The 24,825-nt window shown below is 62.9% G+C and carries 17 protein-coding genes and 4 pseudogenes; 13 read left to right on the top strand and 8 right to left on the bottom strand.

The features are described 5' to 3' along the window. Positions 1-88: 88 nt before the first annotated feature. Entirely contained in the window at positions 89-928 is an 840-nt protein-coding gene (locus tag AC066S_RS33220; RefSeq protein WP_478271617.1) for a uroporphyrinogen-III synthase, read from the top strand. 118 nt (positions 929-1,046) lie between these two features. On the opposite strand, the gene AC066S_RS33215 is transcribed toward AC066S_RS33220, so the two are convergent. After that, positions 1,047-1,727: a redoxin domain-containing protein gene (locus tag AC066S_RS33215; protein WP_126255751.1), complete on the bottom strand. Its 681-nt coding sequence runs from the start codon at positions 1,725-1,727 to the stop codon at positions 1,047-1,049. Positions 1,728-1,748: 21 nt separating this feature from the next. Next, complete coding sequence (locus AC066S_RS33210) at positions 1,749-5,066, bottom strand: adenylate/guanylate cyclase domain-containing protein (RefSeq protein WP_478271616.1); 3,318 nt, start codon at positions 5,064-5,066, stop codon at positions 1,749-1,751. Positions 5,067-5,357: 291 nt separating this feature from the next. Here AC066S_RS33210 and AC066S_RS33205 point away from each other — a divergent pair, with 291 nt between their 5' ends. Beyond that, positions 5,358-6,620: an MFS transporter gene (locus tag AC066S_RS33205; protein WP_135171098.1), complete on the top strand. Its 1,263-nt coding sequence runs from the start codon at positions 5,358-5,360 to the stop codon at positions 6,618-6,620. Positions 6,621-6,627: 7 nt separating this feature from the next. Here AC066S_RS33205 and AC066S_RS33200 read toward each other — a convergent pair whose 3' ends face one another. After that, the gene (locus AC066S_RS33200; RefSeq protein WP_126255748.1) at positions 6,628-7,302 is read right to left on the bottom strand and encodes a Crp/Fnr family transcriptional regulator; all 675 of its coding nucleotides are present in this window, start codon (positions 7,300-7,302) and stop codon (positions 6,628-6,630) included. A gap of 341 nt (positions 7,303-7,643) precedes the next feature. Between AC066S_RS33200 and AC066S_RS33195 the strand changes: the two genes are divergently transcribed. The 6 genes from AC066S_RS33195 to AC066S_RS33170 all read left to right on the top strand — a co-directional run bounded on the left by AC066S_RS33195 (position 7,644) and on the right by AC066S_RS33170 (position 14,888). Further along, positions 7,644-8,465, top strand: coding sequence for an ABC transporter ATP-binding protein (locus AC066S_RS33195; RefSeq protein WP_126255747.1), 822 nt, complete (start codon positions 7,644-7,646; stop codon positions 8,463-8,465). Further along, positions 8,462-10,393, top strand: a complete 1,932-nt coding sequence (locus AC066S_RS33190) for a long-chain fatty acid--CoA ligase (protein WP_135171099.1) — start codon at positions 8,462-8,464, stop codon at positions 10,391-10,393. Before AC066S_RS33195 ends, AC066S_RS33190 begins: the two co-directional genes overlap by 4 nt. Positions 10,394-10,610: 217 nt before the next feature. Next, positions 10,611-11,504 carry a branched-chain amino acid ABC transporter permease gene (locus AC066S_RS33185; protein ID WP_135171100.1) on the top strand — a complete coding sequence of 298 codons (894 nt, stop codon included), beginning with the start codon at positions 10,611-10,613 and terminating at the stop codon, positions 11,502-11,504. A gap of 3 nt (positions 11,505-11,507) precedes the next feature. Further along, the gene (locus tag AC066S_RS33180; protein ID WP_478271615.1) at positions 11,508-12,581 is read left to right on the top strand and encodes a branched-chain amino acid ABC transporter permease; all 1,074 of its coding nucleotides are present in this window, start codon (positions 11,508-11,510) and stop codon (positions 12,579-12,581) included. Between the two features lie 44 nt (positions 12,582-12,625). Next, positions 12,626-13,909 carry an ABC transporter substrate-binding protein gene (locus AC066S_RS33175; protein ID WP_478271614.1) on the top strand — a complete coding sequence of 428 codons (1,284 nt, stop codon included), beginning with the start codon at positions 12,626-12,628 and terminating at the stop codon, positions 13,907-13,909. A gap of 145 nt (positions 13,910-14,054) precedes the next feature. Then, the gene (locus tag AC066S_RS33170; protein ID WP_478271613.1) at positions 14,055-14,888 is read left to right on the top strand and encodes an ABC transporter ATP-binding protein; all 834 of its coding nucleotides are present in this window, start codon (positions 14,055-14,057) and stop codon (positions 14,886-14,888) included. 60 nt (positions 14,889-14,948) lie between these two features. Here AC066S_RS33170 and AC066S_RS33165 read toward each other — a convergent pair whose 3' ends face one another. Continuing rightward, positions 14,949-16,103 carry an AGE family epimerase/isomerase gene (locus AC066S_RS33165; RefSeq protein ID WP_478271612.1) on the bottom strand — a complete coding sequence of 385 codons (1,155 nt, stop codon included), beginning with the start codon at positions 16,101-16,103 and terminating at the stop codon, positions 14,949-14,951. A gap of 86 nt (positions 16,104-16,189) precedes the next feature. On the opposite strand from AC066S_RS33165, the gene AC066S_RS33160 reads away from it, so the two are divergent. From AC066S_RS33160 to AC066S_RS33150, 3 genes and pseudogenes are all read left to right on the top strand, one after another. After that, on the top strand, positions 16,190-17,413 hold the full coding sequence (locus tag AC066S_RS33160) for a phenylacetate--CoA ligase family protein (protein WP_478271611.1): 1,224 nt from the start codon (positions 16,190-16,192) through the stop codon (positions 17,411-17,413). Positions 17,414-17,756: 343 nt separating this feature from the next. Continuing rightward, positions 17,757-18,676 (top strand): annotated as a pseudogene (locus AC066S_RS33155) (recombinase family protein). A gap of 811 nt (positions 18,677-19,487) precedes the next feature. Next, a complete protein-coding gene (locus tag AC066S_RS33150) occupies positions 19,488-19,694 on the top strand; it encodes a hypothetical protein (RefSeq protein WP_478271610.1) in 207 nt (68 codons plus the stop codon). Between the two features lie 168 nt (positions 19,695-19,862). Here AC066S_RS33150 and AC066S_RS33145 read toward each other — a convergent pair whose 3' ends face one another. Both AC066S_RS33145 and AC066S_RS33140 read right to left on the bottom strand, forming a co-directional pair. Further along, complete coding sequence (locus AC066S_RS33145) at positions 19,863-20,075, bottom strand: hypothetical protein (RefSeq protein WP_135171110.1); 213 nt, start codon at positions 20,073-20,075, stop codon at positions 19,863-19,865. Positions 20,076-20,885: 810 nt separating this feature from the next. Continuing rightward, entirely contained in the window at positions 20,886-21,449 is a 564-nt protein-coding gene (locus tag AC066S_RS33140; RefSeq protein ID WP_478271609.1) for a D-glycero-alpha-D-manno-heptose-1,7-bisphosphate 7-phosphatase, read from the bottom strand. A 419-nt stretch (positions 21,450-21,868) separates the two neighbouring features. Between AC066S_RS33140 and AC066S_RS33135 the strand changes: the two are divergent. Continuing rightward, positions 21,869-22,684 (top strand): annotated as a pseudogene (locus AC066S_RS33135) (YqaJ viral recombinase family protein). A 201-nt stretch (positions 22,685-22,885) separates the two neighbouring features. Beyond that, entirely contained in the window at positions 22,886-24,064 is a 1,179-nt protein-coding gene (locus tag AC066S_RS33130; protein ID WP_478271649.1) for a DUF968 domain-containing protein, read from the top strand. A 443-nt stretch (positions 24,065-24,507) separates the two neighbouring features. On the opposite strand, the pseudogene AC066S_RS33125 reads toward AC066S_RS33130, so the two are convergent. Both AC066S_RS33125 and AC066S_RS33120 read right to left on the bottom strand, forming a co-directional pair. Continuing rightward, positions 24,508-24,606 (bottom strand): annotated as a pseudogene (locus AC066S_RS33125) (IS66 family transposase zinc-finger binding domain-containing protein); the annotation flags it as partial. After that, positions 24,596-24,825: pseudogene (locus AC066S_RS33120) on the bottom strand (hypothetical protein); the annotation flags it as partial. The pseudogenes AC066S_RS33120 and AC066S_RS33125, both read right to left, overlap by 11 nt.

The following is a 24,825-nucleotide window of genomic DNA, read 5'->3' as shown; positions in this document are numbered from 1 at the left end:
GGCCTTGCGCCAATCCCGAGACTTGCTTCAGCACAATGCGCGGAGTCAGGATGAACGGACGATTGCGAATGACCACCGGAGAATCCCCATGGCCGACCGCCTGAACGGCTATCGCATCCTGATCCTGGAAACGCGCGAGGAGGCGCAGTTTTCCAAGCTGCTGGCCGAGCAAGGCGCCGAGGTCGTGCAATGCCCGATGTTCACCATCCACGACGCGCCGGACCCGGCTCCGGTCGAGGCCTGGATCCGCCGCGCCATTGAGAAGCCGCTTGATGACCTCGTGCTGATGACCGGCGAAGGTCTACGGCGGATCATGAAGCTTGCCCGCGCCCGCGGGCTCGACGCTGACCTTGTCGCGGCGCTCGCCAAGGCGCGGAAATTCACCCGCGGCCCAAAGCCCGGCAAGGCGCTGCGCGAGATCGGTCTGGAGGCGCAGCGGACCACCGAGAAACCGACCACCGAGGGCGTGATCGAGATGCTGGGCAGGCTCGACCTCAGGGGACGGCGCCTCGGACTTCAGCTCTATCCCGACAAGGATCATAGCGCGCTGACCGGCGCGCTCGCCGCGCAAGGCGCCGCGGTCGATACGGTGCTGCCGTATGTCTACGATTCCAAGGCCGCCGATGCCAACATCATCGCCGCCGTGGACGACATGGCCGCGGGACGGATCGATGCCCTCGCGCTCACCAATCTCGGCCAGGTCCGCCGCCTGATCGAGGCCGCCAAGGCGCATGGCAGCGAGGCCAAGCTGCGCGCCGGCCTCGAACAGACGCTGATTGCGTCGGTCGGCCCTGCAGTCTCCGGAGAGCTCGCCGCGCATGGCTTGCGCACCGACGTTTCGCCGGCGGAGGAAGCGTACTTCATGCGCCCGCTGATCTCGGCGATGGCGGCAGCGCTCGCCGAGAAACAGCCGAAGGTAGCGGGTTAATCACCAGGCGACGATGCCTAAAGGGCGATGCGATTAGGATGAATCGTCATCGCGCTTTAGGTTGTTGTTTAAGCATGATCTTTTCGGAAAACCGCTGCGCACTTTTCCGGATCATGCTTTAGCTTGCCACCTGCGAGGCGGCCGACATCACCTCCTGAGGGCTCGGAGCCCCGAACATGCGCAGGCCACCGTCAGGAACCTCGGTAAAGGTCCAACGCACGATTCCCTCACGATCGAGCAGGAACTGGCCGAACAGCTGGCCCTGACCGGTTGCCGCCATCCGCTGGTCGGCCTCCGTGATCTCGTAGCCGTCCTTGTTGTTGAGGTACTCGGCAGCTGCCAACCGATTCATCGGCCCCGGCGTTTCGCCGGGCATATCGACCTGCATGCTCATGACGACGTCCATACCCACCTTGCGCGGCCACTCGGTCTCCTTTTCCGTGAACTCGAGATTGGGCAGACCGAACGCGCGGTGCGAGACCCGCTCGGGGTCGGACGCGGCGAGCAGATTGGGCAACGGATGATAGCGGAAGTAAAGCCGCGCGCGCTCGATCGGCGTATTCACGATCGTGAGACTTTCGACGCCCTTGTCGCGCAGGGCTGCATCGAGTTGCGCCTGTGCCGCGATATGGCGCCGACAGAACGGGCAGTGCAGCCCTCGAAACAAGCCGATCATTATCGGACTATGTCCGCGAAAATCCTGGAGCGCGATCGTTCCATCGCGTGTGATGGCGTCCAGCACGATGTTCGGTGCGCGATCGCCAGGTTGAAGCGGTCCATCGGCATGAAGTTCTGACATGGTTGAACTCCTTCATATGACCTAGTCAAGAAATGGCAGTACGATCAGCCCGGCGGGATCAAGCCCGTGGCGGGCGCAGACATCATGGGCCAGCGCGAAATATCGGTCGGCCTCGGGCATGTCGCCTCGATCAAGGCTCAGCGTCGCGAGACCATCATAGCATGGAAAAAGCTGCTGCGGTTCGCCGGTTTCGTTCGCCACCTCGATTGCTTCATTGTAGCAGAGGGCGGCCAGATCCGGGCGGAAATGGCATTGATGGATCTGCCCAAGCACAATCAAGGGCACGGAGAGATGCTCGCGCTGATCGAGCGCACGGTCGATTTCGATTGCCCTTTCGGCAGCCGGCACTCCTTCCTCGGTACATCTGTCCGTAAAGGTGCAACAGGCAACGGCGAAATTGGCAAGCAGACGCGCCTGGAAGCCGAGATCCCCGATCCGACGCGCGACATCGAGTCCACGTCGGCAGACCTCCACGGCTTTCGCCGGGTCAACGATCGTGTAGAGCACGCCGAGATTGGTATAGCCGCGGCACGCTACGTTAAGGTGCCCGGCCGCTTCGGCGGTCGCGACACTTTGCTCCACCTCACGGACCGCCTCCTCGTGTCGTCCAAGCCGCGCCAGCGCAACCCCCTTGGTGTTGAGGGCCTCGGCAATGGCCCGTGCCGCCTCGAGCCCGGCCTGCTCGTCCCCGTCCGCCGGTACTGAGCGTGCATAGCCGAGCGCCTCGTCTGCCCATTTTGCGGCGGCCACGTGATCGCCCGTCCGAAACGCGAGACGGCCGCGCTCCTGCAAGAGATGCGCCCACTCGATGGGCGCGTCGGTCCCTCCGAGCAATTTGGCCGCCTCGGCGTAATGCGTCTCTGCCTTGATCCGCTTGCCGGCGTCCCACAACAATCGACCAAGCTTGCGAACAATCCGCGCTTCGCCGATCCGGTCCTGTCTGGCGCGATGACCCTCCAACGCGCTCTGATAGTGCTCCTCGGCCGTGTTCCGGCGGCCAGCCGCACCACAGAGGTCCGCAATCCGCTCATACAGGACCAGACGTTCCGGCTCCAGGTCGCCGCCGGTCAACAGCACGGCGAGGGCCTGTTGGTAGAGACGGATGGCATCGTCATTGGCATAGCTGGCGCGTGCGCGATCGCCGGCCGCGCGCAGATAACGCGCGCCCTTCGGCTTGCTCGCGCTCAGACTGAAGTGATGTCCGAGCAGTATGAGATCTTCGAGGCGCTCGGGCTCGTTGCCATAGAGCCTCTCGAGCGCTCCACCAATCCGTCCATGAAGCTCGATCCGGCGCTGCAGAAGCAGGTTTTGATAGATCACGTCCTGAAGCATGGTTTGCGTGAAGCGGTAGATCCGCAGCGAAATCGAGTTCGAGCCCGCGACCTCCTCGATGATCTCCGCGTCGCACAGACGTTCCAGCCCTGCTTCAACCCCCGCCGGCTCGGTTGCCGCCGCACCGAGAGCCGCCGCATCAAAACGCGGGCCGATCACCGCGGCCTCCTGTGCCAGCCGGCGTACCTGAGGCGGCAACCGGTCGAGGCGCGCCAGCAACAACGCCTGAATGCTTGCCGGAATATCGGCGGCGGCTTCGTCCGACGTCATCCGCCACTGCGCGCCGTCGCGCTCCAGCGTGCCGGCCTCGATGAGGCCCCGTATGATCTCCTCGAGAAAAAGCGGATTGCCGCCGGCGCGGTCGAGGATTCGGCTGAACAGGCGTCCCGGTGGGTCACGCCAAACGCGACTGAAGTAGGCCGCGAGCAGCCTCTGTCCCTCGGCGTCGTCGAGCGGGGGCAGCCGAAGGGTCGTGTGACTGATCTTGCTCGAACCGAACTGGTCCAATTCCAGCATCGGCCGATGCGTAAACAGCAGCATCAGCCGCGTCCGCTCCATTCTGTCCATCAGGAACCGCAACGCTTCGAGGGATACCGCATCCGCCCAATGCAGATCCTCGACGATGATCAGCAGCGGCGACAGTGCCAGGCGGCGTTCGAAGACGGTGCGGATCGCGAAGAATATCTGCCGGCGGAGCTGTTCGGGCTCGACATGCCTGAGCACGGCGTTGGGGTCGCCGAGGCCGAGTACGTGCAGGTAGAGGGGCATCAGTCGGTCGGCCTCGTCAGTCGCGAGGCCGAGCTCCGACAGCGCTTCGGCGACCTTCGCCTCCGCCTCTGCGGCGCCAGCCTTCTGCGCGATGCCGTAGGCGCTGCGCAACACGGCGGCGAGTGTGCCGTAGGATTGTTCGCCCAGCGGCGAGCACGCCACCCGCCGAATCGCCACGCGTGCAAATCGATCCTCGTCGCGGATACGGGCGGCGAATTCGCTGACCAGGCGCGTTTTCCCGATGCCGGCTTCACCGACCAGCCGCACCAGTTGAGCTGCGCCGCCGCATGCGAGATCAAGACAGCCGATGATGCGCGCAAGCTCGGCGTCGCGCCCGATCAACGGCGCATTGAGGCCCAGCGTGTCGAGGCCGCGTGCCGCACGGGGCGTGTCGAGCGGCTCCTTCAGGCGGTGCACCAGCACGCTGCCCATCTTGCCCTTGAGCGAGACCTCGCCAAGCGAGTCATAGGAGAACGCATGCCGCGTCAGACGGTGGGTCAATGGCCCGACCAGCACCTCGCCCGGAGCCGCCATCGACTGTAGCCGCTGGGCGGTATTCACTGTATCGCCGGTCACCGAATAGGATTTGGCAACGCCCACACCGAGCCCGCCCGCGACGACGTGCCCGGTGTTGATGCCGACATGGAGCAGCAGCGGCGAACCTGCATACGCCTTCGCGCGTTGGCTGAGACGCGCTGTCCGGCCGATCATGTCGAGGGCAGCGCGGACCGCCCGCTCCGGGTCGTCCTCGTGCGCTGCCGGGGCACCAAACAGAGCAAGCAGCGCATCGCCGATGAATTTGTCCACGAAACCGCCAAAGCTTTGCACCGCGGCCGTCAGCTCTTCGAACAGCTCGTTTTGAAGCGTCTGCATGACCTCGGGGTCGAGCCGCTCGCTCATCGCGGTGAAGCCGCTGAGGTCGGCAAACAGAACGGTGATGGTACGGCGGTTCGCCTCGCTGTCGATCTTGTCCGACTGAAATCCAAATGCGACCTGAGCCGCATCCGCTGGCACGAGCGGCGGAGAGGACGGCCGGATCGGAAGCGTCGTCAGGCTCGTCGGCGCCTGCCCGCCGCCCGGGGGGACCTCGGAGACGAAGGCGCCGCATTTCGGGCAATAGGCGAAATCCGGTGCGCATGGAAAGCCGCAGTCAGGGCACGGGTTCGGCTGCTTCGTGCCGCACTTCGGACAGAAGGCAAAGCCGCTCTGGACCTCGAAACCACAGCGAGAGCAGTTCATGGGTCAAGACCTCGCGGAAGCCGCGACGGCGCGATCTCCCGGACCTGCCGAATGGGCCCAGGATGCAGACCAGAATGGGCTCTGCGCGCCGGAAGAGCAAGCGGGCTAATCTACCTCTCCGTATCGGCTGGCAGCGAAGCAATGCTGCGGGCGCACCGGCTCACCGCACGTCGTCGGCAAACATGGGGGCATGCGGTGGCGCCAATTGACAGGGGCATCGCCGGGGCTACCCTGCCGAACAGAAGAACAAAAATAAGGGCAGGGAATCGCCGTGAAACCCGTCATCGCATCTTGAGCACATCCGCACGACCTTCCGCGCTCGCGCCGTTCCGCATTCGCAACTATCGCTTTCAATGGCCGTCGGATCTGCTCACCTCCTGGGCGTTCGAGGTCGAGACGCTGGTGCTCGGCTGGTACATCTTGGTCGAGACCGGCTCGGTGCTGCTGCTCACCGTGCTTGCCTCGCTCCAGTTCGTCGGGACATTGGTCGCGCCGGTGTTCGGCATGATCGGCGATCGCATGGGCCATCGCGATCTCCTGGTGGTGATGCGTCTTGCTTATACGGTGCTGTCGTCAACCATCATGGTCCTGGCACTGACCGGTCATCTGTCGCCGCTGAGCGTCATGATTATCGTCGCGATCATGGGCCTGATTCGCCCCTCCGATCTCGGCGTCCGGGGCGCGCTGCTTGCCGAGATCATGCCGGCCGAGCAGCTGGTAGGCGCCATCAGCGTTGCACGCACCACCCAGGACAGCGCGCGCATCGCCGGCGCGCTGACCGGCGCCGGGCTGTTCGCCGTCCTCGGCATCGGCTTCGTCTATGTGGCGATCGCCTGCCTGTACTTCGTGGCCGCGCTTCTCATGCTCTGCCTGACCCGGCCCAAGAGAACCGTCATCACGAGCGATCTTCCGGCCAACAGCCACGCGGTGTCGCGACTGCTGGGCGACCTCAAGGAAGGAATCGTCTACGCCTGGAATGGCCCGGCAATGCGCGCGGCGCTGTGCGTCGCCTTCCTGGCCAATCTCACCGCATTTCCCTTCACTGGCGGCCTGTTGCCCTACATCGCCCGCGAGATCTTTCATACCGACCAGACCGGCCTCGGTTATCTCTCGGCGAGCTTCGCCGTGGGCTCGCTGATCGGCTCCGTCACGCTCAGCCTGGTCAGTGGCGTCCGCATTGCCCGGCTTCTGATCGGCGCGACGCTGGCCTGGTTCGCCATGCTGCTGGTATTCGTCGAAATCAGGACCATGCCGATGGCGATGGCCTGCCTCGTTCTCGCCGGTATCGCCCAGAGCATGTCGATGATCTCGGCAGCCGTGATCCTGATGCGCACGGCCAGTGCGCACCTGCGCGGCCGCGTGATGGGCGTGCGCATGATGGTGATCTACGGCCTGCCGATCGGATTGCTCGCGGCCGGCAGCATGATCGACGTCATCGGCTATTCCGCGACCGGCTCGCTCTATGCCGCCGCGGGCTTCATCGCGATGCTGGCGATCGCGATCCGCTGGCGCGCCGATCTCTGGCCGGTGCACGCGCCCGCCAATGTGCGATGAGGTCGCCCTAGTCCCCGTAGCCGCGCAGCCGCTCGATATCGAGGATGGTGACGCCGCCATATTCCAGCCGCAGCAGTCCCTCCTTCTCCAGCCGGTTCAGCGCGCGGTTGGCATTCTGGCGGGACATGCCGGAGAGCGCGCCGATCTCCTCCTGGGTGATCTCCAGATGCGCGGTCGATTCCGGATAGAGAATCGGGTTGAACAGTGAGGCGATGCTGCGGGCAAGGCGCGCGGTCGCATCGAGGGTGCGATTGACCTCGAGCATGCCGATGAACTGGCCGAGCCGTTCGTTGAGCTGGCGCACCAGAAAGCGGTTGAAGCCGACGCTGTTCTCGAACAGCCACATGAAGGCGCTGCGTTCCATCAGCGCGACGCGACTGTCGCGCAGCGCGACCACGTCATAGCGGCGCGGCTCGTTCTTGAGCACGCTGCCCTCGCCGAACCAGGCCCCTGCCGTCAGCCCGGCCAAGCTCGTCTCCTTGCCGTCCCGGGAGACCCCGCCCATGCGGGCAAGGCCGCGCACCATGCCGGCCCAATAGGCAAAGATATCGCCGCGCATGAACACGGTCTCGCCGGTGCCGTAGGACCGCTCCGTGATCCCGGCACGCGCGACCTCGATCTCCGCTTGCGTGAGCTCGCGCGACCAGGCGGCGACGCGCTTCAGATGATCTTCTGAAATCATGATCTCGCGGCCAGCCGCACCGTTTGGTCACTCCACCTTCTGTTGCATTGCAACATGATTATGACGACTGCCACCCGACGAAAGATAAAGATGAAGGCCGCTGCCGCCGGCAAACTTTGTCGCAGAATTGTCAGCCGCGAGACATTTCAAAATAGCGCTTTCCCCTATTGAGGACCACCTCGGGCGATGCGGCTTTTGATCCCAAACGGGAACGAGAGTGGCGCGGCTCCGGTCGAGACCATCTGCTGCATGGCCTCACCGGCACCACCGTACTAGGATCGCCGGGCAGAACGGACGAAGAGCGCCGCGAAAAGGCGCCATCACCGGGAGGGTTTCGTTTGGTGGCTAACAGTCTTGAAGTGCGCGGCGTGTCCTTGCGATTTGGCGGCGTCCGTGCGTTGACCGATGTCAGTTTCGCCATCAAGGACGGCGAGCTGTTCTCGATCATCGGTCCCAACGGCGCCGGCAAGACTTCGATCGTGAACTGTATTTCCGGTCGCTACAAGCCGACTGAAGGCCAGCTCTTCTACGGGGATCGCGACATCACCGGCTTGACGCCGAATGCCCGAGCCTCGCTCGGCATCGGCCGCACCTTCCAGAACCTGGCCCTGTTCCACCACATGAGCGTGCTCGACAACATCATGGTCGGCCGCCATCACCTCCTGAAGAACAATTTCCTGACAGGCTCGCTGTACTGGCTCACCGGCGCGCGCAAGGAAGAGCTCGAGCACCGCCGAAAGGTGGAGGAGATCATCGATTTCCTCGATCTGCAGTCGGTGCGGAAAGCCACCGCCGGCACCCTCTCCTATGGCCTTCGCAAGCGCGTGGAACTCGCCCGCGCCATGGCGCTGGAGCCACGCCTCATCCTCCTCGACGAGCCGATGGCCGGCATGAACTTCGAGGAGAAGGAGGACATGGCCCGCTACATCGTCGACCTCAACGAGGAGTTCGGGATGACGGTGGTGATGATCGAGCACGACATGGGCGTGGTGATGGACATCTCCCATCGCATCATGGTGCTGGATTTCGGCAAGAAGATCGCCGAAGGGGACCCTGCGACGGTGCTCGCCGACCCCCACGTCAGGCGTGCCTATCTTGGCGAGGAAGACGAGGTGCTGGTCGATCCCGACGACGCACCGCCGGCGCAGGAGAGCGCGGCATGATGGATTACGCAGGTCGCGTCGCGCAGGCCGACACCTATCCCAAGATGCTCCGGCTCAACGCGAAGGAGCACGGCAACGAAATCGCATTGCGCGAGAAGGATCTCGGGCTCTGGCGGCTCTTCACCTGGAACGACTATCAGGCCCGCGTGCGCGACTTCGCGCTCGGTCTCGTCGAAATGGGCCTTGGCCGCGGCGATGTCATCGGCATCATCGGCGACAACCGGCCGGACTGGGTCGCGGCGGAAGTGGCAACCCACGCGATCGGCGGCCTCAGCCTCGGACTTTATCGCGACGTGCTCGACGAGGAGGCTTCCTATCTGCTCAACTATGGCGAGGCGCGGCTCGTCTTCGCGGAGGACGAGGAGCAGGTCGACAAGCTGCTTACCCTCGCCGAGCGTGCGCCGAAGCTGAAGCACATCATCTATTCCGATCCGCGCGGGATGCGGAAATACGACGACCCGCGCCTGATGTCGGCGGAGAAATTCGCCGAGCTCGGCCGCGCGCGGGCCGCTCGCGAACCGGAGCTCTACGACCGCCTCGTGGATGCCACCAAGGGCGAGGACGTCGCCATCCTCTGCACGACGTCGGGCACCACGTCCCATCCCAAGCTCGCGATGCTCGCCGCCGGCCGGGTGCTCGGTCACTGCGCGACCTATCTTGCCTTCGATCCGAAGGGACCGGACGACGAATACGTCTCGGTGCTGCCGCTGCCGTGGATCATGGAGCAGGTTTACGTGCTCGGCAAAGGCCTCCTGTGCCGGATGAAGATCAACTTCGTCGAAGAGCCCGAGACGATGATGAACGATCTGCGCGAGATCGCGCCGACGTTCGTGCTCTTTGCCCCAAGGGTCTGGGAATCCATCGCCGCCGACGTCCGCGCCAAGGTGATGGACGCAACGCCTCTCAAGCAGCGCCTGTTCGACGTCGGTATGAAGAGCGGCCTCGCCGCGCTCGAACAGGGCAAGCGCTCCGGCCTTGCCGACGCCATCCTGTTCCGCGCGCTGCGCGACCGCCTCGGCTTCACCCGCCTGCGCTCGGCCGCGACCGGCGGCGCGGCGCTCGGCCCCGAGACCTTCAAGTTCTTCCAGGCGATGGGCGTGCCGCTGCGCACGCTCTACGGCCAGACCGAGCTGCTCGGGGCCTACACGCTGCACCCCGAGGGCAAGGTCGATCCTGACACGACCGGCGTGCCGATGGCCGACAATGTCGAGATCCGCATCGACAATCCCGACGTCCACGGCGTCGGCGAGATCGTGGTGCGGCATCCCAACATGTTCCTAGGCTACTACAAGAACCCGGAAGCGAGCGCCGCCGACATCAAGGATGGCTGGATGTGCTCCGGCGATGCCGGCTATTTCAACGCCAACAACCAGCTCGTCGTCATCGACCGCATCAAGGATCTCGCCGAGACCTCGCGCGGCGAGCGCTTCTCGCCGCAATTCATCGAGAACAAGCTGAAATTCTCGCCCTATATCGCCGAAGCCGTGGTGCTGGGCGCCGGCCGCGACGCCCTCGCGGCGATGATCTGCATCCGCTACTCCATCATCTCGAAATGGGCGGAGAAGAACCGCCTCTCCTTCACCACCTACACCGACCTCGCCTCGCGGCCCGAGGTCTATGCGCTGCTGCGCAAGGAGGTCGAGACCGTCAACGCCACGCTGCCGCCGGCCCAGCGCATCTCGCGCTTCCTGCTGCTCTACAAGGAGCTGGATGCCGACGACGGCGAGCTCACCCGCACGAGAAAGGTGCGCCGCAGCGTCATCAACGAGAAATACGCCGGCATCATCGACGCGATCTACCGCGGCGATTCCGACATCCCCGTCGACACCGTGATCCGCTTCCAGGACGGCACCACGCAGCGCGTGCGGACGACATTGCCTGTGGTGGACCTCGGCGGCCACGGGCACATGGCGGAGGCGGCCGAATGAGCCTTCCGGCCGAGCGCGCGATGCCAGCCGATGCGCCCTCTCCCCTTGTGGGAGAGGGCATCTCCGCAGTCAACCACACGCTCGCTCGGGTGAGGGGTTCTCTCTCCCTGCCTTCGCTGCCGAGAGAACCCCTCACCCGTCTTCGCTGCGCGAAGCCACCCTCTCCCACAAGGGGAGAGGGAAAGCGCGCGCCGAATTTGTCAACGAGCATCATTGCATGAACACCGCCTTCCTCATCCAGCTCCTGGTCAACGGCCTCGTGGTTGGCACGCTCTACGGCGTGGTCGCGATGTCGTTCGTTCTGATCTACAAGGCGACGCAGGTCGTCAACTTCGCGCAAGGCGAGCTGCTGCTGGTCGGCGCCTGGGTGTGCTGGGCGCTGCTGGCGAAATACCAGGTGCCGTTCTGGATCGGCATGCCGATCACGCTGGTGTTCATGTTCGTGTTCGGCATCGCGATCCAGGTGCTGATCCTGCGTCCGATGATCGGCGAGCCCATCATCTCGGTGATCATGGTGACGATCGGCCTCTCCACCGTGCTGCAGGCGACGCTGAAATGGATCTTCGGCGTCAATCCGCAGCCGTTCCCGCGCGTGTTCGAGAGCCAGTCGGTCAGCCTGTTAGGACTGCAGATCCAGACCGTCTATGTCATGAGCCTCGTCGTCTCGGTCGCCATGATGATTGGAATGGCCTGGTTCTTCCGCGCCTCCAAATACGGCCTGGCGATGCGCGCCACCGCGTTCAACCAGCAGGTCGCGCAGTCTCTCGGCATCTCCGTCAAGAGCGTGTTCGCGATGGCCTGGGCGATCTCGGCAACGGTCTCGGCGGTCGCCGGCGTCGTCGTCGCCGTCGTGAACGGCGTGTCCTCGGGCCTTGCCGGCTACGGCATCAAGGTGTTCCCGGCGGCGATCCTTGGCGGGCTGGATTCAGTTGGCGGCGCCGTGCTTGGCGGCATCATCATCGGACTGCTCGAGAACGTCGCCCAATATGTCGACAGCGAGTATCTGCACTGGGGCAATCTCTACGAGATCGCGCCGTTCTACGTCCTCATCATCGTGCTGATGATCAAGCCCTACGGGTTGTTCGGCACCCACGACATCGAACGGATCTGACCCATGGCCGGCCCTGCCCTCATTCCTGCTGGTGATTTCCGCACCTCTTACGCGGCCGACACCACGATCTTCCCGACCGCGACGAGCCGCAACTTCGCCATCGCAGGCGTGCTGCTGCTGTGTCTGGCACCGCAATTCTTCAGCGGTTATTGGCTGAGCATCCTGATCCAGATCGGCATCTTCTCGATCGCGGCGCTCGGGCTGAACATCCTGGTCGGCTTCACCGGACAGATCTCGATCGGCCATGCCGCCTTCTTCCTGCTCGGCGCATTTACCTCCGCCTACATTTCCAACAACGCGCCGATCCCGGTGTTCTTCGCAATCCCGCTCGCCGGCGTCGTCACCGCGCTGGTCGGGCTGATCTTCGGCATTCCGGCGGCGCGGCTGAAAGGTCTTTACCTCGTCATTGCGACGCTGGCTGCGCAGTACATCCTGCTCGACTTCTTCTCGCGCGCCGAATGGTTCTCCGGCGGCTCGGTGCCGGCGAGCGCCGCGCCTTTCTCGATCTTCGGCTATACGCTGCGTGGCGACAGGCAGTACTTTTACGTCGTGCTGGCCTATGTGCTCGTGAGCTACGTCCTCGTCACCAACCTGATGCGCACCCGTGACGGCCGCGCGCTGGTGGCAATCCGCGACCATTATCTCTCCGCCGAGATCATGGGCATCAACCTCACCAAATACCGGACGCTGTCATTCGGGCTTGCCGCCTTCTTCGCCGGCACCGCCGGCGCGCTCTATGCGCACTACCAGCTCGTGGTGTCGCAGGAGGGATTCGGCATCGAGCGTTCGATCCTGTTCCTGGCCATGATCATCATCGGCGGCACCGGCTCGATCATGGGTACGCTGATGGGTACCGCCTTCGTGGTGCTGCTGCCGGAATCGATGGAGTGGCTGAGCCATCATCTGAAGGGCGGCGCGATCGACCAGGCGCTCTCGCTCAACAACAACATCACCTTTCTGCGCGAGATCGCGATCGGGGTGATCATCATCGCATTTCTGATGTTCGAGCCTGACGGGCTCGCGCATCGCTGGCGGCAGATCAAGGCGTATTGGAAACTCTACCCGTTCTCGCATTGAGCGCGGGCAACTTCACTTAAACAATAAACAGGAGGAGCCGACCCATGACGACGAAGTCCCTTTTGAGCACCGCATCGCTCGTGCTTGCGATCGCCGCATTCTCGGCGAGCGCTCAGGCGCAGATCGCGATCGGGCATCTCGCCGACTATTCCGGCGGCACCTCCGACGTCGGCACGCCCTTTGGCCAGGCCGTCGCCGACACCTTCGCCTGGGTCAACAAGAACGGCGGCGTCGGCGGCAAGCAGCTCAATCTCGACACCAACGACTATGGCTACCAGGTGCCGCGCGCGATTGCGCTCTACAAGAAGTGGTCGGCGCCCGACAACAAGGTCGCCGCGATCATGGGTTGGGGCACCGCCGACACCGAGGCGCTGACCGGCTTCCTCGCTCAGGACAAGATCCCCGACATGTCCGCCTCCTATGCTGCCGCACTCACCGATCCCGAGGGCGTCAGCGGCAAGGCCAAGCCCGCGCCCTACAATTTCTTCTATGGCCCGAGCTATTCGGACGCGCTGCGCGCGATGCTGATCTGGGCGGCCGAGGACTGGAAGGCCAAGGGCAAGCCCGGCAAGCCGAAATTCGTGCATATGGGCGCCAACCATCCCTATCCGAACGCGCCGAAGGCCGCCGGTGAAGCCATGGCGCAGGAGCTCGGCTTCGAGGTGCTTCCGCCGCTGGTGTTCGCCCTCACGCCGGGTGACTACAGCGCACAGTGCCTGAGCCTGAAATCCTCGGGCGCCAACTACGCCTATCTCGGCAACACCGCCGCCTCCAACATCTCGGTGATGAAGGCCTGCAAGACCGCCGGCGTCGAGATCCAGTTCCTCGGCAACGTCTGGGGCATGGACGAGAACGCCGCGAAGACCGCGGGCGATGCGGCCAATGGCGTGATCTTCCCGCTGCGCACCGCGGTGAGCTGGGGCGGCGATGCGCCCGGCATGAAGACGGTGATGGAAATCTCGAAGATGTCCGACCCGACCGGCAAGGTCTATCGCCCGGTGCACTACATCGCGGCCGTCTGCTCGTCGCTCTACATGAAGGAGGCGATCGAGTGGGCCGCCAAGAACGGCGGCGCCACCGGCGAGAACGTCGCCAAGGGCTTCCACCAGAAGAAAGACTGGGTGCCGGCCGGGATGGAAGGCGTCTGCAATGCCTCGACCTGGACCGAGAAGGACCATCGCGGCACGCTCAAGGTCGACCTCTACCGTACCAAGGTCTCGGGCGCGACCGACGGCGACCTCAACGACCTCATGGCCAAGGGCACGATCAAGCTCGAGAAGGTCAAGACCGTCGAGCTGCCGCGCAAGCCGGAATTGCTGGGGTGGTGAGCCGAGCATTTGCCGAGCCCGGAACTGTCATCCCCCGCGAAGGCGGGGGATCCAGTACGCCGCGGCCTTTCGGGGAACATCAGGCGCCTCTGGAATACTGGGTCACCCGCCTTCGCGGGTGACGACACCGAGAAAGTAGCTGATCATGAGTGAAACGGCCCAGATCGAGCGACCCAGCATCGTATCCGCGCCTCCCCTGCTCGCCGTGCGCAACATCGAGGTCGTCTATGACGACGTCATTCTGGTGCTGCGCGGCCTCAGTCTCGACGTGCCCAAGGGCGCGATCGTGGCGCTGCTGGGCGCCAACGGCGCCGGCAAGTCGACGACGCTGAAGGCGATCTCGGGGCTGCTCAAGACCGAGGACGGCGAAGTCACCCGCGGCGAGATCCTGTTCGAGGGCGAGCGCATCAACGGCATCGATCCCGACAAGATCGTCCGCCGCGGCATCTTCCAGGTGATGGAGGGCCGGCGCATCGTCGCCGACATGACGTCGCTGGAGAACCTCAAGCTTGGCGCCTTTACCCGCAGGGACCGCGAGGTCGATACCGACCTCGACATGGTCTTCAACTATTTCCCGCGCCTGAAGGAGCGCACCGGCCTCGCCGGCTATCTCTCAGGCGGCGAGCAGCAGATGCTCGCGATCGGCCGCGCACTGATGGCGCGCCCGAAGATGATCCTGATGGACGAGCCCTCGATGGGCCTGTCGCCGCTGCTGGTGAAAGAGGTGTTCTCGATCATCCAGAAGATCAACCGCGACCTCGGCGTCACCATCCTCCTGGTGGAGCAGAACGCACGCGCCGCGCTCTCGGTGGCGAGCCACGGCTATATCATGGAGCAGGGCAAGGTCGTGCTTGACGGCAGCGCCGACCAATTGCGCGACAACGAGGACGTCAAGGAATTCTATCTCGGCGGCGCCGGCGACCAGCGCAAGAGCTTCAAGAACCTCAAGAGCTTCAAGCGGCGCAAGCGCTGGCTATAGCGTTTTCAAGCGAAGCGGGAACCGGTTCGCGTGAAGAAAACGCGTCAAAACTAGATGGCTCTAACCCAACACCTGCTCCGCTTCCGTGACCGCGCAGAGAACATGATAGAACGACGACGCAGGAATGATGTCGATCAGCGATTTGCCGTCGCGATCGAACTGGTCGTACCAGCCGCCCTTCACGGGATGGCTGAGATAATGCCGTTCGAGCCGCACCAGCGCCGCGCGGGCCTCCTCGGCCGCGCCTGCCTCGCCGGATTCCGCCTGCGCGATCCACGCCTTCGCGATCTCGGTCTGCGGCCAAAGTCGGCGGGTGCTGCGTCGAATGTTGCCGATGTCGTCCCCCTCGTCGATCAGGCAGCCCGTGGCCTCGTCGCGATAGCGCATCGCGGTCGCCAGGAGCTCAGCGCGGCGCTGCCCGGTGGGGCAGCCCGTGATGCGCTCGAACCCCTTCAGGAGCCAGACCCATTCCGCCTGATGGCCCGGCTCGACGCTGACCGGCTCGATCTTCGACCAATCCTCCTCGAAATACTCCGTCAGGATGCGCTTTTGCTTGTCGTAGAGATTGGCCAGGAACAGCGCGAAGAATTCGCCGGCGCGGTTCTGGAACGACAGATCGTGGGTCGCGTCGAAACAGGCGATCATCGCCTCGAACAGATGCATGTGCGGGTTCTGCCGGCGCGGCAACGACACCGGAAGGCCTTCGTGCACGCCCCCGTGCGGCGAACGGAGATGGCCGTCGAGGAAAGCGAGCAGCGCATCGATCTCGGCGCGAACCTGCGCGTCCTGGTCGAGCGCGTAGACGGTCGCGAGAGCAAACAGGATGAAGGCGTGGTCATAGGCATCGCGCCGGCCGTCCAGCACCGTCCCCTCCGGCGTCAGCCGATGCACAAAGCCGGGCCGGCCGTCGGGCGCCTTGGCTTTGGCCAGCAGATGTTCCAGTCCCTTCAGCGCGACTGCGCGCCCCTCAGGATACCAGCCCATCTGCGCCGCCTTGGCGTAGCAATAGATCTGGCGGGCCTGAACGAACACGCGCCGCGGCGCAGCCGCATCCGCAGAACCGTCGCGGTGCAGCCGGTCGATGAAGCCGCCGGTGGCCTGATCCCAGCCGACCGTCGACCACAGCGGCAGCGCCTCGTCGACCATGCGGCGCTTCAGGCGCGCGACGACATCCGCAGCCTCATTCGCCGCCGCAATGCTTCCCATGTCCGCCATCGGGTCCTCTCCAAGCCTCACCAATGGCGGTCTGATACCCATGCCGGTGGCGGCGCGCAACGGATGCCAACACGGAAAGAACAGCCATGACCGCCCATTACGACGCCCGCGAGACGCGCGAGCCGGCAGCCCGCGAGGCCGATCTGTTCTCCCGCCTGCCAGAGGTCCTGCGAGCCGCGATGGCCGCCCCGGCCTACGCCGAGCGGCTGAGGGGCCTTGATCCCGCCGCCGTGGCCTCTAGGACCGCGCTGGCTGGCCTGCCGGTGCTGCGCAAGTCGGAACTGCCCGCTTTGCACAAGGCTTCTGCGCCCTTCGGAGGCTTCGTGGCGGCGGCCCCCGGCTCATTCGCCCGCCTCTTCACCTCCCCCGGCCCGATCTTCGAGCCGGAGGGACGGCAGGCCGATCCCTGGCGCGGCGCAAGGGCCCTGTTCGCGGCCGGGTTCCGGCCCGATGACATCGTCCTCAACACCTTCAGCTACCATCTCACCCCCGGCGGCTTCATCTTCGACGCGTCGGCGCGTGCGCTCGGCTGCGCCGTGATTCCGGCGGGGCCCGGCAATACCGAGCAGCAATTCGAGCTGATCGAGGCTTACCGCCCGGTTGGCTACAGCGGCACGCCTGACTTCCTCAAGATATTGCTCGATGCGGCGGCGAGCTCGGGCCGCGACGTCTCCTCGATCAAGCGGGCACTGGTTTCGGGGGCCGCGTTCCCGCCGTCGCTCCAGGCCGAGATCAAGGCGCGCGGCATCGACGCCTACCAGGCCTTTGGCACCGCCGATCTCGGCCTCATCGCGTTCGAGACCGGGGCACGCGAGGGCATGGTCGTGAACGAGGATCTGATCCTGGAGATCGTCAAGCCCGGCACCGGCGATCCCGTGGCGCCCGGCGACGTCGGCGAGATCGTGGTGACGTCGCTCGACCCGCATCATCCCTGGATCCGCCTTGCGCTCGGAGACCTCACCGCCGCTCTACCGGGTCCAAGCAAATGCGGGCGCACCAATATGCGCATCAAAGGCTGGATGGGCCGCGCCGACCAGACCACGAAGGTCAAGGGCATGTTCGTGCGTCCCGAGCAGATCGCCGAGATCGGCAAGCGTCATTCCTCGCTCGGAAGACTACGCCTCGTGGTCACACGGCAGGGCGAGGCCGACGCGATGACATTGAGAGCGGAAACGGCGACCGCGAGCGAGGCGCTACGCGAAGAGATCGCCGGAACTCTGCGCGCCGTGACCAAGCTCGGTGGCGCCGTCGAACTGGTCGGCCCCGGCGCACTGCCGAATGACGGCAAGGTGATCGCGGACGAACGCTAACGCTGCTCCTGTCTCGTACAGCGAATATTTCGGAAACAACGGCCGCGTTGAAGCGCCTGTGCGCGGAAAACCTCCGAAATTCCCGGAGCTTGCACGAATTTCAGTCACCCGCAGGCAGAAAATAATAGGGAATTCCAAACCGCGATCAGGGAATTTCCGCTCCGAGAACAGGGAATTTGCGGAGCCGAGCTCGGCTGCAAACCATGCGGTCGTGCCGGCTACGCGCTGGTGCGAGAGCTCGTCGATGAAAAGATTCAAACAAGAGGGGTGATGAACAAAGGTGACCGGAAGTACATCCTTACGGACCATATTCGGATAAGGTGACCCGAAGGAAATCGCGGTTGTGAAATGGATATTCCAAAGATTCGTGGAGGTTGAGTCTGAAACCGTGATTGCTTGGGAGCTGAACCAGAAAGGCTGGTCTCGAGCACAGGCGCGCCGTGGACCCGCGCTGCGGTTGGCATTGTTCTCAGAAACGAGAGCTAAATCGGGAACCTCATCTTCAATCGAAAGTCCCAGAAGCTGCGGCAGGCCGCCGTGAGAAATCCTCCTGAACAATGGATCAGAAGCGAGGGCTGCATCGAACCCATCGTCGATCGCGAAATCTTTTTCAACGTCAGGAAGATTATCGAGGAACGGCGTGTCGATCTTTCGGAGGAGGAAATGCTTGTCCGGTTACGGAAAACTCTTTTCAAGGAAGGCCGTTTGACGCCGGCCATTATCGATCGAACTGTGGGACTCCCCTCCTCTGCAACATGTCAAACGCACTTCGGCAGTTTTCGAAATCTCTATCGGTTGCTCGGCTACACCCCGAAGCGGAATTACGAATTCCTGGACGCCCGTCCTGTTTGGTCCGGGCTGAGGGCAAAGCTTGTCGAACAAGCGGCCGCCGCGATTCAGGCGGCGGGCGGACACGTCAGTTCGGGCGGCTGGAGCGATTGCCTACGTATAAACCGGACAGTCTGTCTATCCGTTAGGGCCGCCCGTTGGACACCTCGCCAAAAGCCAAGCCATGCACCGCACTGGAGCATCGAGCGCGAGGCGTGTCTTCCCGATGGCTGGATTGCGGCCATCCGCCTGTCCGAGCACAACAAGACCATACTCGACTACGTGCTGTTGCCGAGCGATGGCAAAGTGAAGCGCTCGATCCGCTTTTCCGAAGCAGCGCGTTCGGGCGGTCGCCCGCCGGCTTATTGGAGCGCTCTCCACCTCCCGAGCCACGCCGGATCCGCAGGGCAAGTCGCCGAGGGCAACGCGGTCTAAAACCAGACTCTCCCACGGGCGCCGCCGCTGACTCCGGCGATAGCTCGTGCTGGCCTTCGTTGTTGCTTTGATGCCCACTTCAGGACGGTAGGATGAGCGTCAAGGCAATTGTCGCGAACGTCGTCAGAGATGAGTGGTGACGATCGGCACCCGATCATTGACCGTCCCCGAGTTGGAGAAGATTGCGGACCACATTTTCGAGCGGATCACTAATCTCGAATTAGAACTTGCCGCGCCTGACTTCGGCGCTGCAGGCAGAAACCGCCACTAGCGTTCCCGCGTTCCTCCCGGCGCCGCTTCGATCCAGCGGGCCCGAAAGATGATGGATCCCATCGGCCCATCCTCGGCACTGCGTGGATTGGTGGTCGAGCTCTAATCGATCGGCGCCGCGAGCCACTTGGGCGTCAGCTGAGGCCTTTTGATTGATCGATGACCCCTTGTCAGATGGCCGTCTAGCAGTGGACGCCTCCGGTCCAGCTGCGACAACCTCAAGCCGATGGACAAGGCCGCTTACGTCCACGGCGACGCCCCTCGGGGGACAGATTTCAGAGGCCAGCTGAAAAAGTGGGCAAGTTCCCGCCGTTCACGTTGACCATTCGCGGTGTTAAGCTCCCCGGGCGATCACAAACGGGTCGCAATCTCAGTTGACTTCCCGCCGGCTTTCCAGGCCGGCGGGTTTTCTTCGAACCATTGGTCCCACGGGTGGTGCCGGTTCGGTGCGGTCTTAACGAAACTTTTAAGATCTGTTGCGCGACGGCACCCCTGTGACTAAAAGGATGGCCAGTCTCAAGGCAGTTGCGTTTATAGAGTCATGATTACGTACAAGCAGTATCACATCCAGCGAGTTGAGCACGGCCATAAGCGTTGGACTGCCCGCATCACGCGCGCGGATGGCCAGAACATCCGCACCATCCTGCCAGCTTCGGAGCATGCCTATCTTGATACGAAGCCGGCCGCGTCCGCCGAGGAAGCCGAAGAGCTCGCCAAGCAAGGCATCGACTTCGGCGGGATGGTCTAGCCAGCGCTCGCCCTCAAGAGCTTACGTTTCGCGCTTTGCGGCCCAGAACTCCGTGCAGCGTTCTGAGAAATCGTTCAAACCTGGTGAGTTGCAGTCCCCTGCGATTGCCGCAGCGGCGGAACCTGTGCGGGTCGCAAGACCATTGCCTTCCGAACTGTCATCTGAAGCTCACAGCGTGACGCCCCGCCTCCCCAGCCACGCCAGCGCCGCGGAACAAATGGCTGAAAGCAAAGCGGTCCAAAACCAAGACCGTCCACGAGCGGCGCTGATCGAACGCAGATACAGGAAAGCACCAAGAAGCTTTCCATAGTTCTTTCGAAATTCTCCGTTGAGCTTAGCTACTTCCGGCAGATCAGATAACGCCTTGCATTCGTCGGCCATTGGCTGGGCTCCATTTGCGACTGGACCAGCACCCTATAACCAGTGTTTTGCCCGACGATGCAAGTTCCATTTCGGTTTTTCGATACGCGTAGCCGGCAACGCCTTTGTTACTATGCTCGCCTACTGCCGATGGCAGACGCAAAGAGCTTAGTTGCCAACCTCAGACTTGAATCGGGCCAGTGGGGGACCTCATCGGCCGGCCGAGATCGATGCAGATACGGCCGCAGCATCGCGTAGAGAAGCCCACGTGATGGCTAACGCGAGCAGTGGGAAAATGTAGTTCATGCAACCTCGAGGACTTCGAATAGATACTAGTCCCTCGGCTACTACCCTGCCCCATTCTGCTCCCGCGTCGATGCTCCTACCCTGCTTAAGGTCCTGATCCGTTGTCTCGCTTCACACGTTTCAGACCTCGCCGCTGCCCAGACAGGGCAGCCTTCTCGTAACGTTCTAGGCTCGACAGAAGTCTCACTTGCTTTGGTTCAGCGCTCTCCATCACAGGCGCTATCAGACTTAACCTGATAGCTCGCAACCGATCCTGCCGGTTCCTGCTTGAGCCAGATCTTGAAGCGCGATCTCCCTACCCGCGGCTTTGAACTCTTCCGCAAAAACTGCATCGAACCCGGCGAAACCGGAGCCATCGGAATCGTCCCAGCGAGACAAGCCATGCCGATAAGCATTGCGGCTCGAGACGACTTTCCCAGTGCTTGTTCGCGGGCCGGTACTTCGCCGCGTTTGCACGATTGGCTTCGACTTGTCGCTTTGACGCCAACTTCCCTCCTTGATTTTACGAGCTATCGATTGGCCGCATTAATCTTCGGCTCTCGCGTCTCCGCGATGCAGCAGTGATTGATGAGGAGGATCGTGGGACAAAGCCGTTAACAGCGGGGCGATGAAGGTCTGGAGGTTGGATCCATCAAACAGATGGGCCGCGATGCCGGCCGCCTGCGCTGCAGCAAGGTCGCTCTGCTTGTCCCCAATCATGAAGCTAGCATCGATGTCCACCGGGTACCGCTCAAGCAGGGCTCTAATCATCCCAGGCTGCGGCTTGCGACAGTTGCAGAGGATACGGTAGCGCTCAATCAAGCCGTCGGGATGGTGGGGGCAGAACTCAAACGCATCGATATGCGCACCAACGATAGCAAGCTCATGCGACATCCAGTCGTGCAAGTTGCGAACATGGCTTTCCTCGTAAAATCCCCTCGCAATTCCTGATTGGTTCGTTACGACAAACGCAAAATACCCGGCGTCATTGACGGCTTTGACGGCTTGCTGGGCTCCCGCCACCCACCGGATCTTGTTTGGATCAAAAGCGTAGCCGTCGTCCTCATTGAGGACGCCATCACGATCAAAAAACACTGCCGGACGCTCCAAAGCTCACTGACCTAAGTTGGAGGAGATGCCCGCCGATCTTCCGACAATCGCCGCTCCATTTCAACATGTCGGGCGGTTCGACAGGTCAATCTCTGCGCCGCGCCTTTTATGCAGGCAGCTCCTGGCTGTTCACGCTTTGTAGCTTTAATGCTCGAAAAGCTCCTCTCTCTTCCTTGCTTCAAGCGCGTGAGAACAAGAGCCATTCCTTCCGCTAAAACGAGCAACAAGATTGCTGCAGAAAGGACTGGCCTTTATCGCCGATTGGAGCGTTACTGATTCGACCGAGCGCGATGACGACGCCGGTATCTCACCTTGTTGTCGCGGGGCTTCAGGCAGTGCGGCACCTGAGGCCGCTTGTTCTTGCGTAGGAGATACCGGTGACAACCGTTCAAGCGAATGGCGCCGACGCGCCAAATCATATCATCAGGTTCAACCCGAACGACCGGCGCCATTTCATCGGCGGCTCGGACGCCCGCATCATCATGGAGATGACCAGGAGAACCTTATCCGCCTTTGGAGGGAGAAGCGCGGCGATACCGAACCGCAGGACCTATCGGACAATCCGATCGTCCAGCTCGGCACCGTGACCGAGGTCCTGAACCGCGCCTGGTACCAACGAGCGAATGGTCACACCGTCAAAGACATCCAGAAGCGTGTTCGCCATCCGGTCCACAAATGGATGGCGGCGACGCTGGACGGGACCGTCGAGCAGACCGGCGCCGTCTTCGAAGCCAAATTCATGTTGCCTTGGGCCTTCACCGAGGAAGCCGCCGCCGAGAAGCATATGGCACAGCTGCAGCACAACATGGGGTCACCGCATCCCGCACGGCCGTTCTCTCGATCATCACCGGCGGCTGCAAATCGGTCGAGATCAAGCTTCATGCCGACCCGTTGTATCAACACCTCCTGCTCACGGCCGAGAAGAAGTTTTGGCGCTGCGTCCAGAGCGGCGAGCCGCCTATCCTCTTCAATATCGAGACGCCCCGTCCGCGCCTGGAAGCCGTGAAGATCGTCGATATGTCGACATCCAATCAATGGGCTGAATTGGCGGCGACCCATCTACGGACGCCAGAGGCCCACGCAAACATGAGACGGCCAAAGCGGATCTGAAAAAGCTGATGCCGGAGGACGCCAAGGAGGCTGCCGGCCACGGCATCAAAGCCAAGCGCTCCAAGGCGGGGGCGATCAGCTTCGAGGCTCAGCTGCTGGAGAGCTCCCATGCACCGGTCCAGTGAGCGCATCGGCACCCTTGCTGCGGCCCTCGCCTGGGCCCAGGCCGAACTGACGAACCCCGAAAAGACCCTGACCGCCGTGATCCGGTCGCCCTTCCCCCGGGAGGATGATCGCACCTTCCGCTACGCGTCCCTGGCCTCCGGCCTCGCCATCCTCCGCAAGACGTTAAGCCAGCAGGAGATCGCCACCATCCAGACACCCGGATCGAGCAGGTCACCGGCCAGATCCATCTCACCACCCTGCTTGCCCACGCCTCCGGGGAATGGATCTCCTCGGACCTTCCGATTTGCGCCTCCAAGGAGGTCGAGGCACCGAACCGGATGGGCTCTGCGCTGACCTATGCCCGCCGGTATGCCCTGTCTGCCTCGGTCGGGATCGCCGGAGAAGACGATCTGGACGCCCCGGACTTTATAACAGGGCCTGCCGCCGCCGAGCCACTGAGCGCGCGAGGACCAAAGGGCAAACCGCTCAAAGGCGTCCTGAACCGCTCTCCCGTTCTGCCGCCTGATCGCTCCGCTGAAGTCTTGGATCGGCTTCTGGGCGAACTTGCTCGGCGGGAAGGCGGCGAGGACCTCCTCACCTGGGCCAAGATCAGCCTCCCGCTCAAGAACACCCTTCTGGAGGCGGACGCCCGCATTCTCGAGGCCGCCTACCAGAAGAGGTTCGAGGAAGCCGTCCTTCCCAATCTCGATGTAACGGATCAGCAGGCCGTGCTGGCGGTCGGACAGCTCGTACCCGAGGATCATTCTCCGCAGACGGCCAGCGACGTTCACGCGCCTGCCAACGCCTCTTCCGGGGAGCAGACTGGACTCGCCTTTCCGAAAGAACCGCCTCGGAGACGAAGCAAGGATCACCTCGCCTTTATTCGCAGCCAAGGTTGTCTTGTCTGTCAGAAGACTCCCGCTGATGCGCATCACCTGAAGTTTGCTCAACCGCGCACCTTGGGCCGAAAAGTCAGCGACGAGTTTACCGTCCCGCTTTGCCGATCTCATCACCAATCCCTGCATCGGCACCGAAACGAGCAGGCGTGGGGGACCAATCTGCAAATTTCGCCGCTGCCGATCGGGATGGGAGTCCCGTCCACTTGGCAGACGGAGCAACAGTTGCAGTACCGCCATCGCGTCCGCGGTCGGAGGCCCGAGGTCTATGAATGGCCCTGTCAACCTCGGTCAACAGCTATCGGCGAGCGTCTTGCCGCCTCAGTTCGAGGCGTTATCTCCCCCGCCCCAACTTCTTCCTGGCGAGAGCATCGACCACTATCAAGCTCTCCAGGCTGTCATCTTCCGCGACCTCGATCCCCAATCCGCCATCGAGTGGCCGATCGCTATCGATATCGCAGAACTCTCTTGGGAGATGCAGCGCTACCGAGTTCTGCGGCATAGGCTTCTAAGCACCTATCGCCAAAAGGCCATTGAGATGACACTTCGACGGGTTCGATTTCGTAGGCATCGCCCCAGACTTCCAGGATGTAGCGGAGATCTACACCATCGGTAATGCGCTGGACTGGCAATTGGATGCTTCTGCCGCACTCGAAATCGAAACCCGCCTCGCATCGTGCGGCTTCGATCAACACTCTATCAGCATGGAGGTCTATGTTCAGGCGCGCGAGATCCTGGCGCTGTTTGAATCACTCCTGAACGGAGCACAGCTTCGACGTCTGATGCTACTGAAAGAGATCAATAACCTCCGACGTTCGCAAACGGCAGACCTCGGTGAAGGTGTTCGGCGCAATAGTAGTCCGCAAAAGAGGCATCCACGCTTTGCAAGAAGCAATGCTTACGAGACCTCTGCTGGAGCCGATTGCTTCGCGGGCCCATCAGACGAGCTTCTCGCGCACATAGTGGACAACCCTCCACTGGAGCGGAACAAGCTCCAGCGTCTCAGTCACGTCCTCGCCAATCTTACGCAATCGGCTATCGCCACAGACGAGCGCGAAACGCTATATCGCCGCCCTGGCGCGGCGCCTGTAAGCTCTCCAGGACGATCTTGAGCTTCTCATCCTCGGACCAGCGCCGTGTATCCCTCCATTGAGGGCCGCCTTGTTTGACGGGCGCGATGGCTGCAGGTCCTAGGGGTAATCCTAGGAGAAGCGCTATGACGATTTCGAGGGCGGAGGTGATCACATCGGTCGAGCGGCGGCGCC

The sequence above is a fragment of the Bradyrhizobium sp. CFUWI genome (genome assembly GCF_056429085.1).
The sequence above is the reverse complement of the archived record's forward strand: the minus strand, read 5'-3'. Positions and strand labels throughout refer to the sequence as shown.

What these genes read in the sequence shown, in the direction of transcription:
- AC066S_RS33185 (WP_135171100.1), top strand. Translation starts at nt 10,611, where the DNA reads ATGAACACCGCCTTCCTCATCCAGCTCCTGGTCAACGGCCTCGTGGTT.
- AC066S_RS33160 (WP_478271611.1), top strand. Translation starts at nt 16,190, where the DNA reads ATGACCGCCCATTACGACGCCCGCGAGACGCGCGAGCCGGCAGCCCGC.
- AC066S_RS33145 (WP_135171110.1), bottom strand. Translation starts at nt 20,075, where the DNA reads ATGGCCGACGAATGCAAGGCGTTATCTGATCTGCCGGAAGTAGCTAAG.
- AC066S_RS33220 (WP_478271617.1), top strand. Translation starts at nt 89, where the DNA reads ATGGCCGACCGCCTGAACGGCTATCGCATCCTGATCCTGGAAACGCGC.
- AC066S_RS33175 (WP_478271614.1), top strand. Translation starts at nt 12,626, where the DNA reads ATGACGACGAAGTCCCTTTTGAGCACCGCATCGCTCGTGCTTGCGATC.
- AC066S_RS33190 (WP_135171099.1), top strand. Translation starts at nt 8,462, where the DNA reads ATGATGGATTACGCAGGTCGCGTCGCGCAGGCCGACACCTATCCCAAG.
- AC066S_RS33215 (WP_126255751.1), bottom strand. Translation starts at nt 1,727, where the DNA reads ATGTCAGAACTTCATGCCGATGGACCGCTTCAACCTGGCGATCGCGCA.
- AC066S_RS33200 (WP_126255748.1), bottom strand. Translation starts at nt 7,302, where the DNA reads ATGATTTCAGAAGATCATCTGAAGCGCGTCGCCGCCTGGTCGCGCGAG.
- AC066S_RS33150 (WP_478271610.1), top strand. Translation starts at nt 19,488, where the DNA reads ATGATTACGTACAAGCAGTATCACATCCAGCGAGTTGAGCACGGCCAT.
- AC066S_RS33180 (WP_478271615.1), top strand. Translation starts at nt 11,508, where the DNA reads ATGGCCGGCCCTGCCCTCATTCCTGCTGGTGATTTCCGCACCTCTTAC.
- AC066S_RS33165 (WP_478271612.1), bottom strand. Translation starts at nt 16,103, where the DNA reads ATGGCGGACATGGGAAGCATTGCGGCGGCGAATGAGGCTGCGGATGTC.
- AC066S_RS33210 (WP_478271616.1), bottom strand. Translation starts at nt 5,066, where the DNA reads ATGAACTGCTCTCGCTGTGGTTTCGAGGTCCAGAGCGGCTTTGCCTTC.
- AC066S_RS33170 (WP_478271613.1), top strand. Translation starts at nt 14,055, where the DNA reads ATGAGTGAAACGGCCCAGATCGAGCGACCCAGCATCGTATCCGCGCCT.